Source organism: Vibrio sp. V38_P2S17PM301, assembly GCF_009904845.1.
GTDB lineage: Bacteria > Pseudomonadota > Gammaproteobacteria > Enterobacterales > Vibrionaceae > Vibrio > Vibrio proteolyticus.
This window is the reverse complement of record NZ_WXWO01000025.1, coordinates 60536-74332: the sequence shown is the minus strand read 5'-3', so window position 1 is coordinate 74332 and position 13797 is coordinate 60536. Positions and strand designations below refer to the sequence as shown.

Sequence of the window (13797 nt, the reverse complement as noted above, 5' to 3'; positions counted from 1 at the left end):
CTTGTCATTAGGTTAAGTTGTTGAAAAACACAATTAAAAGCCTGGTATGCTTTATGCATGTCAGGCTTTTGTGGTTTTAAAAGGCAGAAAAACGACATGGCGTCAGCGGAGACTATGGAAAATCAGTCACATCTTGATTCATTAGAAGATCAGGTCGAGCGTTACAAACAGGTATTGGATGTCATGCCGGCGGGGGTCATTCTGCTTGATACTCAAGGCGTGGTTCGCGAAGCCAATCCGGAAGCGAGTCGCATCTTGGAAGTGCCACTGCTGGGGGAGCGCTGGTTTACCATTATTCAGGCGGCGTTTGCCCCTAAAGAAGACGATGGTCACGAAGTGTCATTGCGGAACGGACGTAAAGTACGTTTGGCTATCTCTGCTTCCGCGACTGGGCAACTGATTTTGATCACTGACCTGACGGAAACCCGGTTACTGCAATCGCGCGTGAGCGATCTGCAACGTTTGTCGTCGCTGGGGCGCATGGTTGCATCACTGGCGCATCAGGTGAGAACGCCGTTATCCAGCGCGATGCTTTACGCCTCGAACCTCGGGGCGCCAAATCTGCCGTCTGCGACACGTGAGCGTTTTCAGACCAAATTAATGGATCGGTTGCATGACTTGGAAAAACAGGTCAACGACATGCTGTTGTTTGCCAAAGGTGGTGACAACAAGGTGATCAAGCCGTTTACCATTGCAGAACTGGTCACCGAATTCATGCCTATGATCGAAACGGCGTTAAAGAATAACCACATCGACTTTTTCCAGGAAGTGGAAGAAGAGCATACTGAACTGCTGGGGAACGCCAATGCGATCGCATCGGCGCTGAGCAATCTGGTGTTAAATGCCATTCAGATTGCCGGAAAACAGGCGCAGATAGATGTGTTTTTCCGCCCGGTGAACGGCGAGCTGAAAATCTCCGTGCAGGATAACGGACCCGGAGTGGCGAAAGAGCTTCAGCAAAAAATTATGGAACCGTTTTTTACTACCCGCTCACAAGGTACAGGCCTTGGACTGGCGGTGGTTCAGATGGTATGCCGCGCTCACGAAGGGCGGCTGGAACTGATTTCAGAACAAGGCGATGGTGCGTGTTTTACCATGTGTATTCCGCTGCAACGCAGTGACGCGCCGTCTCAGGCAATGAACAACGGAGAACAATAATGGCTCAGAGCAAAGTCTTAATCGTTGAAGATGATGAAGGTCTGCGCGAGGCGCTGGTGGATACGCTGGCACTGGCTGGCTACGAGTGGTTGGAGGCCGACTGTGCCGAAGACGCGCTGCTCAAGCTGAAAACCCATTCGGTTGATATTGTGGTCTCCGATGTGCAGATGGCTGGGATGGGCGGTTTAGCGCTGCTGCGCACCATCAAACAAAACTGGCCAAATCTGCCGGTGTTACTCATGACAGCTTACGCGAACATTGAAGATGCAGTGTCGGCGATGAAAGACGGTGCCATTGATTACATGGCCAAACCTTTTGCTCCCGAAGTGCTCCTGAACATGGTCAGTCGCTATGCGCCTGTCAAGTCTGACGACAACGGAGATGCCGTGGTCGCGGACGAGAAGAGCCTTAAGTTGCTGGCCTTGGCGGACAAAGTTGCCAAAACAGACGCCAGTGTCATGGTGCTTGGCCCGAGTGGGTCGGGTAAAGAGGTGATGTCTCGTTACATTCACAATGCGTCAAATCGTAAAGACGGCCCGTTTATCGCAATCAACTGCGCCGCGATTCCAGACAACATGCTGGAAGCCACCCTGTTTGGTTATGAAAAAGGGGCCTTTACCGGCGCGGTTCAGGCGTGTCCGGGCAAATTTGAACAAGCCCAGGGCGGCACGATTCTGCTCGATGAAATCAGTGAGATGGATTTGAGCCTGCAAGCGAAACTGCTGCGTGTACTGCAGGAGCGGGAAGTGGAACGTCTGGGGAGCCGTAAGAGCATCAAGCTCGATGTCCGCGTCCTAGCCACCAGTAACCGGGATCTTAAGCTGTATGTGCAAGAAGGCCATTTCCGCGAGGATTTGTACTACCGGCTGAACGTGTTCCCAATTGCCTGGCCAGCACTGTGCGAGCGGATCGGTGACATTGAACCACTGACGTATCACCTGATTGAGCGCCACTGCTCGAAATTGGGGATGGCGGTGCCGAATATCAGCGACGCGGCCGTTGATAAGTTGATGGCGTATCCATGGCCGGGAAATGTTCGCGAGCTGGACAACGTTGTGCAGCGCGCTCTTATCTTGAGTGAAAGTGGTGATATTCGCGCAGAGCATATTTTGCTGGAAGGGATCGACTGGCAGGATGCCAGCAGTTTTCAGCACGTGGTTGAGTCAGGTGAAACTCTGGTTCCGGATGTGAAGCCGTTGGCGCAAAAAGAGATTTCACGTGGCCTGGTCGGCAATTCGGGGCTAGGTAACGAGCTTCGTGACCAGGAATATGCCATCATTCTCGAAACGCTGGAAGAGTGCCACGGACGTCGTAAAGAAATGGCAGAAAAGCTGGGGATCAGCCCGCGTACGCTGCGCTACAAGCTGGCGAAAATGCGAGATGCCGGCATTGAAATTCCGGGCTAATAATGTGCCACTGAGTGGCATATTAATTGCTTTAATCTACAAAAATACGAGTAAGTCAAACAGTTGACATCAAGAGGTAGCCATGAGAATTGACGGTCTACAAGCCGAAATGCAGGCAATGATGCTGGAAGCTGGCAACACCCAGGCGGCGCCAACCGGACACAAGGTTGGGGCTGACTTTGGCGATATGCTGAGCCGTGCGATCAATAACGTCAACGGACTGCAGAAAACCTCCGGCGACTTGCAGATGCGCTTTGATCGGGGTGATGAAGGCGTGTCGCTGTCGGATGTCATGATTGCTCGTAACAAATCCAGTGTCGCATTCGAAGCGACGATTCAGGTACGCAACAAACTGGTTGAAGCGTACAAAGAACTGATGAACATGCCGGTTTAACTTTTTAGGTATCTTCTGTGGCAGGCGAAAATCAAACAACGGATCTTACTGTAACCGGCTCAGCATCGGACAACGCACTGATGGCTGACCCGGGGACTGATATGGAAACACAAAACCCGGATTTGGACGAGAAAAGCTCCTCCAAATTTGACATGGCGATCGGCGATCTTGATTTGCTGCGTCAGGTGGTGCTGGTGTTGTCGATCTCCATTTGTGTGGCATTGATTGTGATGCTGTTTTTCTGGGTCAAAGAGCCAGAGATGCGACCGCTTGGCGCATATGAGACCGAAGAGCTGATCCCGATCCTGGATTATCTCGATCAACAGAAACTGACCTATAAACTGGATGGCAACACCGTTATGGTGGCATCCAGTGAATACAATAACCTCAAACTGGATATGGTTCGTGCGGGCCTGAACCAAGGCTCTCAGGCGGGCGATGATATTTTGTTGCAAGACATGGGCTTTGGTGTGTCTCAGCGTCTTGAACAGGAGCGTTTGAAGCTCAGCCGCGAGCGCCAGTTATCCAAAGCCATCGAAGAGATGAAGCAGGTGCGTAAAGCGCGCGTTTTGCTCGCTCTGCCGAAACAAAGTGTGTTTGTGCGCCATAATCAGGAAGCGTCGGCGTCGGTGTTTCTGACGCTGAAAAGCGGTAACACGCTGAAGCAGGAAGAGGTCGATTCGATCGTTGACATGGTCGCGAGTGCCGTTCCGGGCATGAAGCCGACCCGAATAACTGTCACCGATCAGCACGGTCGTCTGCTCAGCTCTGGCTCTCAGGATCCAGCCTCGGCAGCACGCCGCAAAGAGCAGGAGCTTGAGCGTAAACAAGAGCAGGCGCTACGTGAGAAAATTGACTCGGTATTGATCCCGATTCTGGGGCTGGGTAACTACACCGCGCAAGTGGATGTGGTGCTGGACTTTAGCGCCGTTGAACAGACCCGTAAGCGTTTCGATCCGAATACGCCATCGACCCGCAGCGAATACACGCTGGAAGACTATAACAATGGCAATGTCGTAGCTGGGGTACCAGGCGCTCTGAGTAATCAGCCTCCAGCGGATGCGTCGATTCCACAAGACGTGGCGCAAATGAAAGACGGTTCTTTACTCGGCCAGGGGTCAGTGCACAAAGAAGCCACCCGCAACTTTGAGCTGGACACCACCATCAGTCACGAACGTCGTCAGACCGGTGTGATTAATCGCCAGACGGTGGCGGTAGCGGTGAAGAACCGGGCCGTTGTGAATCCCGACAGTGGCGAAACGACTTATCAACCACTCAGCGAGAGTGAAATCAGTGCCATTCGTCAGGTGTTGATCGGAGCGGTGGGCTATGACGAAGGACGTGGGGATCTACTCAACGTCCTGAGTATGCAGTTTGCTGAGCCGGAAGTGGCACAGTTGAGTGATGTGCCGATTTGGGAGCACCCGAACTTCAACGACTGGGTTCGCTGGTTCGCCAGTGCGCTGGTTATCATTGTGGTTGTGGTGGTGTTGGTGCGCCCGGCAATGAAGAAACTGCTCAACCCAACTGCCGACAACGATGACGATCAGGCGTACGGACCGGATGGCCTGCCGATTGGTGCCGACGGTGAAACCAGCTTGATTGGCAGCGACATTGAAAGCAGTGATCTGTTTGAATTTGGATCGAGTATCGATTTGCCGAATCTGCATAAAGATGAGGATGTGCTGAAAGCGGTGCGTGCTCTGGTAGCGAATGAACCTGAGCTGGCGGCGCAGGTAGTGAAAAACTGGATGAAAGATGCCTAACGAAATCGTAGCGAAAGAAAACGGTGGCCAGGTGGCGGAAGAAAGCGTTGATATTTCTTCCATTCCAGGCGAAGAACGTGCAGCGATCCTATTGCTGAGTCTCAACGAAGACGACGCAGCCGGGATCATTCGCCACCTTGAACCGAAGCAGGTACAGCGGGTCGGTAGCGCGATGGCGCGTGCCAATGATCTCAGTCAGGGAAAAGTCAGTGCGGTACATCGGGCATTTCTGGAAGACATTCAGAAATACACCAACATCGGCATGGGCAGCGAAGACTTCATGCGCAATGCACTGGTGGCCGCGCTGGGTGAAGATAAAGCCAATAATCTGGTGGATCAGATCCTGCTCGGTACCGGTTCCAAAGGCCTGGATTCATTGAAATGGATGGATCCCCGTCAGGTTGCCAGCATCATTCTCAACGAGCACCCACAGATCCAAACCATTGTTCTGTCCTATCTGGAAGCGGATCAGTCTGCCGAAATACTGTCTCAGTTCCCTGAACGTGTCCGCCTTGATCTGATGATGCGTATCGCCAATTTGGAGGAGGTACAGCCATCGGCACTGGCGGAGCTGAACGAAATCATGGAGAAACAGTTTGCGGGTCAGGCTGGGGCACAAGCGGCCAAAATTGGCGGCCTGAAAGCCGCAGCCGAGATCATGAACTACCTGGACAACAACATCGAAGGCATCCTGATGGAGCAAATCCGCGATCAGGACGAAGACATGGCGACACAGATTCAGGATTTGATGTTTGTGTTCGAAAACCTCATAGAAGTCGACGATCAGGGTATTCAGAAGCTGCTGCGTGATGTGCCTCAGGACGTACTGCAAAAAGCGCTCAAAGGCGCTGACGATGCACTGCGCGATAAGATCTTCAAGAACATGTCGAAACGTGCGGCTGAGATGATGAAAGACGATCTCGAAGCGATGCCGCCGGTTAAGGTATCGGATGTGGAAGCGGCACAGAAAGAAGTGCTGGCGATTGCGCGTCGCATGGCCGACAACGGCGAACTGATGTTGTCTGGCGGTGCCGACGAATTCCTCTAATCTCACGCCTTGGTAATGCACGGGAGCAACAATGTCGACTGAACGAAAGCGCGGTTTTCTGCGTTTAAATGAAGACGAAGCAGTTGAGCAAGCCCAGAAATGGGGGATGCCTGACTACGGTGCCGAAGCCAATAAACAGGCCAAAGAGACAGCCTTCAATTATGATCCGGGCTGGATGCCGGATTTTGACGAGCCCGAAATTGCCCAACCTGTCGAGCTCAGCGAAGAAGAGATCGAACAGATCCGTCAATCTGCGTATCAGGAAGGTTTACTGCAAGGTCAGGAAGCCGGTTTCAAACAAGGCTATGAAAAGGGTAAAGAGCAGGGGATTGAAGCGGGCCATCAGGAAGGTTTTGAGCTGGGCAAAACGGAAGGCGTGACCGCGGGCGAAGAATTTATTCAGCAGCAGGTGGCGACGTTTGTCAGCTTGGCTAATCAATTTGCCCAACCACTGGAGCTGATGAACGCTCAGGTGGAAAAGCAACTGGTCGATATGGTGTTGACGCTGGTGAAAGAAGTGGTGCACGTTGAAGTGCAGACCAACCCTCAGGTGATCCTCGATACCATCAAACAGTCGGTTGAGGCACTGCCGATTTCCGGCCATGCGATTACACTGAAACTCCATCCGGAAGACGTGGCGATCATTCGTTCCGCTTACGGCGAAGAAGAACTGGCATTTAGAAACTGGACGCTGGTGGCCGAGCCGGCTTTAAATCGTGCCGATGTGCAGATTGAAGCGGGCGAGTCGAGTGTCAATTACCGTATGGAAGATCGCATTCGTAGTGTGATTCAGAGTTTCTGCGGCACCAACCGCCATCAGGGAGGCGAATAAGTGCTGGCACTTGCCGAACGTCTCAGTCACTACAAAACACACGGGCTGACGTCGCGTCCGGTGGCATCCGGTAAACTGGTGCGTGTCGTCGGACTGACGCTCGAAGCCACGGGTTGCCGTGCCCCGATCGGCAGTTTATGCCGGGTCGAAACCATGTCCGGTGAAATGGACGCAGAAGTGGTTGGTTTTGCCGGCGATAATCTTTATCTGATGCCAAGTGAGCAGATCTCCGGTGTCCTGCCGGGGGCAAAAGTCACCCCGGTAACCAGTGAGGCCGGGCTCCCGGTGGGCATGGAACTGCTTGGGCGGGTGATCGATGGTGTGGGTAACCCACTGGATGGCCAGGGGCCAATTTATACGGCTCAGCGCGCGGCATTTAACGCCGAACCTATCAATCCATTGGCACGTAAACCCATCACCGAACCTCTGGATGTCGGCCTTAAGGCCATCAACGGTCTGCTGACCGTGGGGAAAGGGCAGCGGATTGGCCTGTTTGCCGGTTCCGGGGTCGGTAAGTCAGTGACGCTTGGGATGATGACGCGAGGTACCACGGCGCAGGTTGTGGTGGTCGGGTTGATTGGTGAGCGTGGCCGAGAAGTAAAAGAATTTATTGAAGAAATCCTTGGCAGTGACGGCCGTCAGCGTTCAGTGGTCGTGGCCGCTCCGGCGGATGCATCGCCGTTGATGCGCCTTAAAGGCTGTCAGACTGCGCTAACGATCGCCGAATATTTTCGAGATCAGGGATTGGATGTACTGTTGCTGATGGATTCATTGACCCGCTTTGCTCAGGCACAGCGTGAAATCGCGCTGTCGGTCGGTGAGCCGCCTGCGACGAAAGGCTATCCCCCCTCCGTATTTGCCAAATTGCCAGCCCTGGTTGAGCGGGCCGGGAATGGCAGCGACAACCAGGGCTCGATTACGGCCTTTTTCACCGTGCTGACGGAAGGTGATGATTTGCAGGACCCGATCGCCGACGCCTCTCGTGCCATTCTTGACGGTCACATTGTGTTGTCGCGCGAAATGGCCGACGCCGGGCACTATCCGGCGATCGATGTAGAGAAGTCGGTCAGTCGGGTAATGCCACAAATTACCACCGATGAACATGTGCTGATGTCCAAAGCCGTGCGTCAGGTGTTGTCTGTTTGCCGTAAGAATCAGGATCTGGTTTCGATCGGCGCGTATAAGCCAGGTACGGATCCGGCCATTGATAGCGCGTTTACCCTCAAACCGCGTTTGGACGATTATCTGCAACAGGGAATGAAAGACAGTGTGCCTTACGAGATGTGTGTCAGCATGTTGAAAAATATCTTACAGGGAGGCTAATCGTCGATGGATAACGCGATGGAATTCCTGCTGGAGCAGGCAAAAGAACGTGAAAATCAGGCATCTCTGGCGCTGGCAAAAGCTCGCAGTGAACTTGACCAATATTACCAGCAACTGTCGCAAATTGAGCAGTACCGACTGGATTATTGTCAGCAGTTGGTTGACCGGGGTATGCAAGGGCTCACCGCCAGCCAGTACAGTCACCTCAATCGTTTTCTGACGCAGTTAGATGAAACCTTGTCCAAACAGAAGCAAGCCGAAACCCACTTTAAAGGCCAGGTTGAAGGTTGCGAGCTGCACTGGTTGGAGTCGCGTAAACAGCGTCGCTCCTATGAATGGCTGATGGAAAAAAAACAACGAGAAGCGCAGCGAGCACAAGACGCCAGGGAGCAGAAACAGATGGATGAGTTTTCGACCTTACTCTACAGTCGCAAACGCGTACAGTTTTGATTGTTGGCGTAATAATTGCAAAACATTCCGATCATAACCGACAGTTTGGCTGTCGATAGCCCGAGTGAGTAACACTCTGATGGAATGAGTGCCCGATTATGAACGTGAATTTAACGCCAGTGCCGGAATCAGCGAAAAGTCCCAAAGCGACGACGGATTCAGTCGATGCGACCGAAAGCGGCGCATCCGAAGGTGGTTTTTTCAGTAAGCTGGCCGCGATGCTGCTCGGTGATAGCGAATCAAAAGGCCGCGCCAAATCCGAGACGGAACCTCAGGTAACCAACAGGGAACTGAAAGCGGCCTCTGATGGTCAGGCTGTGGCTGCCAACAGCGCAGATAGTCTGCTGGAGCAAGACGTCAGTACAGCAAGTGACTCGGAGCCAGCGTTGGAGCCAAACACAGAGGCGGCTGCGAAAGCGGAGTCGACAGACACCAAGTCGTTGTCGGATACGGCGCACAATAGCGGTGATAGCGAGCCAGACGTCAATGCCACTATGCAGCAAGGCGATGAGTTACTGACTCGCCTCAATCAGTCGAATCAGGCGCTCAAAGTTACCTCCGCAGACGGCAAAGAGTTGCCCCCTGAGAAGGGCGCAGTGAAAGCGGAGTCCATGCCGGCAACAGAAAACATGCCATCGGACGCCTCAGGTAACAACGTGGCGACCAATGATTCAAGTGTCGAGAGCGAAGAAGTGTTGGCCTCTCTGCCAGCTTCAGCGCAGCGCTTTATCGAACATCCGTCAGACGCAAAACCGAATGAATCGCAACCAGACACTCCGCAGGCAGGCAAAGGCAGCTCGAATGAGGCCGCCACTGAAGCCGCGATGATGAGTGGAGCGAAGGCAGATTCGTCAGACGTCGCAGTGCTTAACCAAACCGCGCAAGCGCCAGACTCTGACAGCAAAGAAGAGTCGGAACAAGCCTTAATAGCATCGTCACAGGCCGTGACAGCAACGGCTCAGGGACTCTCGGCGAGCACTCAAGAGAGTGATAAGGCTGACAGCCAGGAGCCAAAGGCAGCGCCGGCCATCGCCTGGGGGAAAAACCTCACGGTAAAAGCTCATGGTGAATCAGCGCCGCAGGTTGACAAACCGGTGCCATCGCTGGCACAGCAATCGGCTTCGGCGTCTACCCAAGCCTTGCCATTAGCGTCTCAGGCTGCGGAAAAAGCTGCCGTCACTGCGTCGATACCGGCCGATTTGAGTCAGGCGCAGCAATTGTTGGCGGCGCAGCAACTGAATTCGCACTCGGTCCCCACCCGGCAAGCAGTGTTGCAAGCGGCTCTCGGAGCCAAGGCCCTCAGTGGGTTGAATGATAAGTCAGACAGCGGAAAAGAGGCGAATCTGGCTCAACAAATCGCTTCAGCGGCTGGCGGTCAAAATAACCATGCTGTGACTCAGACCCGGACGGAAGGTGCTCAGCAGGCTCAGCCTCCGCTGCAGTTGTCCCGGGAGATGGCCAGTGACCAAGTTGCAGAGCGGGTGCAGATGATGATGTCAAAGAACCTCAAAAATGTAGACATCCGCCTCGATCCGCCCGAACTGGGCCGAATGCAGATCCGCATGAATATGAACGGTGATCAGGCTACGGTCCATTTTACGGTGAACAACCATCAGGCGCGTGATGTGATTGAACAATCCATGCCAAGGTTACGTGAAATGCTTGCTCAGCAGGGTGTTCAACTGTCGGATACGTCAGTACAGCAACAAAACAGCGGCCAGCAACAGAGCCGTTATACTGCGGGTGAAAACGGAGGATCTGGTCAAGGTAACAGCAGTCAGGACTTTGGCGGTGAAGAAAACCTTGAACCGGACACCAAACTTGATTTGAATGTCGCGCTGAAGCGTGATGGAATCAGCTATTACGCTTAGACTGTATAAAACAACAAGATAGAGAATATTATGGCTATCGAAGAAATCACACCAGAAGCGTCCGGCGGCAAAAAAAAGCTGCTGATGATCATCGCGATTGTTGTGGTATTGCTGCTGGGCGGTGGAGCCGCCGCGTTTTTCCTGTTGGGATCGGATGAAGACAAACAGGCGCAAGAAGCTCAGCAACAAGCGGCGGCGACGGTGGCTCCTGTCGCGTACGTCAATATTCCACAACCGTTTCTGTTTAACGTGACTGGCGACAAACGTGATCGCCTGGTGCAGATCAAGGTGCAGTTAATGGTGCGTGGCAGTGAAAATGAAAATCTGGCTCGTTACCATTCGCCACTGGTGGAAAGCACCTTGCTGGCGACGTTTGCGTCGGCCACGGTGGAGCAACTGCGTACAGCCAATGGCCGGGTGGAACTGCGCGATAAAGCGACCGAAGACATTAAAGCCAGTCTGACTCGTGCGGTAGGGCAGCCTGTCATTGAGCGAGTGCTGTTTACCGACTTCGTAATTCAGTAGGTGAGATGTGACCGATCTATTAAGCCAAGACGAAATTGATGCGTTATTACATGGTGTCGACGATGTAGATGACGTGGAAGAGGATCTGGACAGCGGCGGTGAAGACGCCGTCAGTTTCGATTTCTCCTCACAAGACCGCATCGTTCGTGGTCGCATGCCAACGCTCGAGCTGATCAACGAGCGTTTTGCCCGTCATATGCGCATCAGCTTGTTCAACATGCTGCGTAAAACTGCCGAAGTGTCGATCAACGGTGTGCAGATGATGAAGTTCGGTGAATACCAGAACACATTGTATGTGCCAACCAGTCTTAACATGGTGCGTTTCAGGCCACTGAAAGGCACCGCTTTGGTGACGATGGAAGCGCGCCTGGTGTTTATCCTGGTGGAAAACTTCTTTGGCGGTGATGGTCGTTTCCACGCCAAAATTGAAGGGCGTGAGTTCACTCCCACCGAACGTCGCATTATTCAGTTGCTGCTGAAAATTGTGTTTGAAGACTACAAAGAAGCCTGGTCCCCTGTCATGGGGGTTGAGTTTGAGTATCTCGATTCGGAAGTGAACCCGAGCATGGCCAACATCGTCAGTCCAACGGAAGTGATTGTGGTCAGCTCGTTCCACATTGAAGTGGATGGTGGTGGTGGAGACTTTCACGTGGTGATGCCGTATTCGATGGTCGAACCAATCCGTGAACTGCTTGATGCCGGTGTCCAGTCGGACAAAATGGAAACCGATGTTCGCTGGAGTTCAGCACTGCGTGAAGAAATCATGGATGTTCCGGTGAATTTTCGGGTTAACCTGCTGGAGCAGGATATCTCGCTGCGCGACCTGATGGAGCTGCAACCCGGTGACATTATTCCGATCCAGATGCCGGAGAACGCGACCATGTTTGTCGAGGAGTTGCCGACGTTTCGGGTCAAGATGGGCCGCTCTGGCGACAAAATCGCTGTGCAGGTCTCAGAGAAAATTAAACGACCAGATGTGGTAAAAACCGATCTGGCTTTCCTTGGCAAAGACATCATGTCTGAGTTCGAGGATGATCACGGTGATGATGAATAACAAGTAGGTGTCAAAATGGGATCAACAGATGATGACAAGCTGGCCGAAGAGTGGGCCGCTGCACTAGGCGAAGATCCGGCCGCGTCCAGTGTCGATGCGGATGATGTGTTCGCTGCGCCATTGGATGAGTTACAGGATACCGCATCGCCGATTACTGACGATGAGCGCCGTAAACTCGATACGATCATGGATATTCCGGTCACCATTTCCATGGAAGTGGGCCGTTCGCAGATCAGTATTCGCAACCTGTTGCAACTGAACCAGGGATCCGTCGTTGAACTGGATCGTATTGCCGGTGAATCGTTGGACGTGATGGTCAATGGCACTTTGATTGCGCATGGCGAAGTGGTGGTGGTCAACGATAAGTTCGGTATTCGTCTTACCGATGTGATTAGCCAAACTGAACGTATTAAGAAACTGAGGTAGCGTATGAGACAGAGCGTCTTGGCGCTGGCTTTGTTGCCGACAATGAGCATGGCTGCGGCGGAGAACAATTTGCCCGGCAGTCAGTTCGATATAGCGACCACTCTCGGGTCGCTTTTGTTCGTAATAGCGCTGATCGTTTTTCTGGCCTGGATGCTCAAACGCATGCGGGTCCCAACCCTGGGGAACCAGAAGGGGCTGAGTATTATCCGCCAGTTGCCGGTGGGTACCAAAGAGCGCATGGTGATCGTTCAGGCGGGTGAAGAGCAGTTCTTGGTTGGTATCACTTCCCAGAATATTCAGCTGATTTCAAAACTGGAAACGCCACTGACTCAGGAGGAGCTGGCCCCCGCACCGTTTGCGAATCAATTGTCCCAGCTGTTGAAAAAGCATGATAAGAACTAACTCGATCCTGAGTGCGCTGCTGATGTTGGTGCTGATGCTCCTGGCGCCTTTGGCACTTGCACAACAAGAGCTGGCCAGCGACATCCCAGCCAGCGCGGCAAGTGCGGAGAACGTCACGGTATCGGCCATGGAGAAAGAGGCCGGGGCCTCTCGTACCGTGGCGGCAGGCAGTGCCTCCGGTGGCGGAGGTATTCCCGCCTTTACCATGACCACCAATCCGGATGGCAGTGAAGACTACTCGGTCAACTTGCAGATACTGGCCTTGATGACCCTGCTTGGTTTCTTGCCGGCCATGGTGATTCTGATGACCTCGTTCACCCGGATTGTCGTGGTGATGTCGATTCTGCGTCAGGCTCTGGGCTTGCAGCAAACGCCATCCAACCAAGTGATTGTCGGTATCGCCATTTTCCTGACTTTCTTTATCATGTCGCCGGTGCTTAACCAGGTGAATGAACAGGCGATTCAGCCGTACATCAACGAACAGATCTCGGCGCGCGAAGCGTTTGATTTGGCTCAGGCACCGATGAAAACGTTTATGCTGAAACAGACCCGGGTTAAAGATCTGGAAACCTTCGTTGAAATTTCTGGCTCAGAGGCACGTAACCCCGAAGAGGTTTCGATGGCGGTGTTGATCCCGGCGTTTATCACTTCTGAGCTGAAAACCGCGTTCCAGATTGGCTTCATGTTGTTTTTGCCATTTTTGATCATCGATTTAGTGGTGGCTTCAGTTCTGATGGCGATGGGTATGATGATGTTGTCACCGATGATTGTGTCGTTGCCATTCAAGCTGATGCTGTTTGTATTGGTCGATGGCTGGAACCTGATCTTGTCGACACTGGCTGGTAGCTTTGTCACTTAACGGAGGAGCATAATGACGCCTGAAATGTTCGTCGAACTGTTTCGTGATGCCCTGTGGATGGTGTTATTGATGGTGTGCGCCATCATTATTCCCAGCCTGCTGGTGGGCTTGGTTGTGGCTATTTTTCAGGCGGCAACCTCAATCAACGAACAGACGCTGAGTTTCTTACCGCGTCTGATAGTGACGCTGTTGGCGCTGATGTTGTTTGCCCATTGGATGACGCAGATGATGATGGAGTATTTCTACGCCCTGATCGAGCGTTTACCTCAGGTACTCTACTAGG

Annotated in this window: 15 protein-coding genes; all 15 read left to right on the top strand. The window is 53.0% G+C overall.

Annotated elements, in window-relative coordinates; all coding sequences use genetic code 11:
- Positions 1 to 114: 114 nt before the first annotated feature.
- The 15 genes from CAG64_RS05425 to fliQ all read left to right on the top strand — a co-directional run bounded on the left by CAG64_RS05425 (position 115) and on the right by fliQ (position 13796).
- Entirely contained in the window at positions 115 to 1158 is a 1044-nt protein-coding gene (locus CAG64_RS05425; RefSeq protein ID WP_443084061.1) for a sensor histidine kinase, read from the top strand.
- Positions 1158 to 2564, top strand: a complete 1407-nt coding sequence (locus CAG64_RS05420) for a sigma-54-dependent transcriptional regulator (protein WP_021704353.1) — start codon at positions 1158 to 1160, stop codon at positions 2562 to 2564. Before CAG64_RS05425 ends, CAG64_RS05420 begins: the two co-directional genes overlap by 1 nt.
- An 82-nt stretch (positions 2565 to 2646) precedes the next feature.
- A complete protein-coding gene (gene fliE / locus CAG64_RS05415) occupies positions 2647 to 2958 on the top strand; it encodes a flagellar hook-basal body complex protein FliE (protein WP_021704352.1) in 312 nt (103 codons plus the stop codon).
- Between the two features lie 17 nt (positions 2959 to 2975).
- Positions 2976 to 4724, top strand: coding sequence for a flagellar basal-body MS-ring/collar protein FliF (fliF, locus tag CAG64_RS05410; RefSeq protein ID WP_161448936.1), 1749 nt, complete (start codon positions 2976 to 2978; stop codon positions 4722 to 4724).
- Positions 4717 to 5772, top strand: coding sequence for a flagellar motor switch protein FliG (fliG, locus tag CAG64_RS05405; RefSeq protein WP_021704350.1), 1056 nt, complete (start codon positions 4717 to 4719; stop codon positions 5770 to 5772). The genes fliF and fliG overlap by 8 nt, the downstream gene beginning before the upstream one ends.
- 31 nt (positions 5773 to 5803) lie before the next feature.
- The gene (fliH, locus tag CAG64_RS05400; RefSeq protein ID WP_021704349.1) at positions 5804 to 6604 is read left to right on the top strand and encodes a flagellar assembly protein FliH; all 801 of its coding nucleotides are present in this window, start codon (positions 5804 to 5806) and stop codon (positions 6602 to 6604) included.
- Entirely contained in the window at positions 6605 to 7927 is a 1323-nt protein-coding gene (gene fliI, locus CAG64_RS05395; protein WP_021704348.1) for a flagellar protein export ATPase FliI, read from the top strand.
- A 6-nt stretch (positions 7928 to 7933) separates the two neighbouring features.
- On the top strand, positions 7934 to 8377 hold the full coding sequence (fliJ, locus tag CAG64_RS05390; protein WP_021704347.1) for a flagellar export protein FliJ: 444 nt from the start codon (positions 7934 to 7936) through the stop codon (positions 8375 to 8377).
- A gap of 98 nt (positions 8378 to 8475) precedes the next feature.
- Positions 8476 to 10248, top strand: coding sequence for a flagellar hook-length control protein FliK (locus tag CAG64_RS05385; RefSeq protein ID WP_161448938.1), 1773 nt, complete (start codon positions 8476 to 8478; stop codon positions 10246 to 10248).
- 30 nt (positions 10249 to 10278) lie between these two features.
- Positions 10279 to 10773, top strand: coding sequence for a flagellar basal body-associated protein FliL (fliL, locus tag CAG64_RS05380; RefSeq protein WP_021704345.1), 495 nt, complete (start codon positions 10279 to 10281; stop codon positions 10771 to 10773).
- Positions 10774 to 10780: 7 nt separating this feature from the next.
- On the top strand, positions 10781 to 11827 hold the full coding sequence (gene fliM, locus CAG64_RS05375) for a flagellar motor switch protein FliM (RefSeq protein ID WP_021704344.1): 1047 nt from the start codon (positions 10781 to 10783) through the stop codon (positions 11825 to 11827).
- A 15-nt stretch (positions 11828 to 11842) separates the two neighbouring features.
- The gene (gene fliN, locus CAG64_RS05370; protein WP_021704343.1) at positions 11843 to 12253 is read left to right on the top strand and encodes a flagellar motor switch protein FliN; all 411 of its coding nucleotides are present in this window, start codon (positions 11843 to 11845) and stop codon (positions 12251 to 12253) included.
- A gap of 3 nt (positions 12254 to 12256) precedes the next feature.
- Positions 12257 to 12655, top strand: a complete 399-nt coding sequence (fliO, locus tag CAG64_RS05365; protein ID WP_021704342.1) for a flagellar biosynthetic protein FliO — start codon at positions 12257 to 12259, stop codon at positions 12653 to 12655.
- Positions 12642 to 13514, top strand: a complete 873-nt coding sequence (gene fliP / locus CAG64_RS05360; protein WP_161448940.1) for a flagellar type III secretion system pore protein FliP — start codon at positions 12642 to 12644, stop codon at positions 13512 to 13514. Before fliO ends, fliP begins: the two co-directional genes overlap by 14 nt.
- Before the next feature lie 12 nt (positions 13515 to 13526).
- Positions 13527 to 13796 (top strand): flagellar biosynthesis protein FliQ, encoded by a 270-nt coding sequence (fliQ, locus tag CAG64_RS05355; protein ID WP_021704340.1) that lies wholly within the window; start codon positions 13527 to 13529, stop codon positions 13794 to 13796.
- The last annotated feature ends 1 nt before the right edge of the window (position 13797 follow it).